The sequence below is a fragment of the Clostridium sp. CAG:43 genome, assembly GCF_000434655.1.
In the GTDB taxonomy this organism is placed as follows: Bacteria; Bacillota; Clostridia; order Lachnospirales; family Lachnospiraceae; genus Otoolea; species Otoolea fessa.
In genome coordinates this window covers 18,402-19,765 of sequence record NZ_FR895100.1, presented here as the reverse complement: position 1 = coordinate 19,765, position 1,364 = coordinate 18,402, and the positions used below count along the sequence as shown (strand labels likewise).

The 1,364-nt window shown below is 47.4% G+C and carries 2 protein-coding genes; both read right to left on the bottom strand.

Going from position 1 to position 1,364, the window contains the following annotated elements; all coding sequences use genetic code 11:
* Window positions 1-71: 71 nt before the first annotated feature.
* Window positions 72-713, bottom strand: a complete 642-nt coding sequence (locus tag QVO97_RS08865; RefSeq protein ID WP_022359975.1) for a hypothetical protein — start codon at window positions 711-713, stop codon at window positions 72-74.
* Window positions 714-934: 221 nt separating this feature from the next.
* Window positions 935-1,364 (bottom strand): HRDC domain-containing protein (locus QVO97_RS08860; RefSeq protein WP_288189479.1); only part of this gene is annotated, 430 nt, incomplete at its 5' end.

Here is a 1,364-nt window from a genome sequence, read left to right as displayed (position 1 = left end):
GCATTTCATCTCAACGATTCAGCTTTTACAAATCCTGTATTCATCAAACGAAGCAGCTTCCGATCGCGGCATCACCCCATCGGCGAATATCCAAACGTATTTACCAGCGCATCAATTTTCTTTCCTGCCTTGCAGAGCGGGCAGTCACGGTAATCTGAATACGTATAATCCGGTAAATCCTTCTTGCCAAAGACTGACTTGATCGGCACACCATCCAGCGAATCCATCGCACTGAAAATCGCCGATGCGCCCTGTAAGATACCACCGTAATACTGGATGCTCTCAACTGCCTTATTTAAGGTGCGTCCCGTCGTCACGGATGCCATCAGGATCATCACGTGTTTATCACGGATCATCGGAATCAGGTTGTCACGGAAAATGATCTGGCTGTTGTTGTTGAACTCCGGGCTGATTACATAGATAGATTTGTGCGCGTTCGTCGAGAGAAAACCGCCCTTTGCCAGCTCCTCCGCCAGAAAAGCACCGATAACTTCCGTGCCCTCCATGCAGACAATCGTATCGATCACGGTGTCATACAGATACATGCCAACCAGCGCCTGTGCAACTTCCTCCGCCTCTTTCGTTCTCGCTTTCAGGGTCGTCACATCAATGTAATAATTGATATGTGCATGGTTTGTTGCGAAATGTCCTGGACGAATCTTTAACGGTACTGTCGCTCCAGTTGTGTAAATCTTTGTATAACTTTTCTCCATAAAAACGCCCCCTTCTCCATCTAAATAGGTGTTCATAAATGTTTGAAACTGCTTCTAAAAGTTCCATTTTCACAGTCACTTCCATCCATGGATTGATACCCTTATTATACTAGAAAATGCGGTGTTTAACAAGATAAAATCTGTCATCATATGTGTATTTTTTTATTTTTCTGTCTTTTCTCCAGGCATTTTTCACTCACGAACAGAACACACACCCGATACTAAGACTCTAAGAACTTCCGCACGCACTCCAGAAACCGTTCTCCATATTTTTCAAACTTATACGCACCCACGCCGGACACCTCCAGCATCTCCGCTTCCGTAACCGGTTTTAAAATACACATATGCGTCAGCGTCTTATCAGAAAATACGATATACGGCGGCACTTTTTCCTCGGATGCGATCTCGCGGCGCAGCGCGCGGAGTGCCTCGAAGAGCGTCTCTTCCTTCTCCGTAAATTCGGCTGCCCCGGCTGGAAGCTTCGCGCCCCGGCGGCTCTTTTTGCTGCTTCCAGCTGCCTGTTTCTCCCGCTCCTTCGCCATCTTCATCTCGATTGGCTCCGGTGCTTCCAGGAAAGCAGCACCTTTTTCCGTCAATTTGACAATCGAATACTCATCCGCCGTGACAAACAGATACTCCTCCACCTGGAGG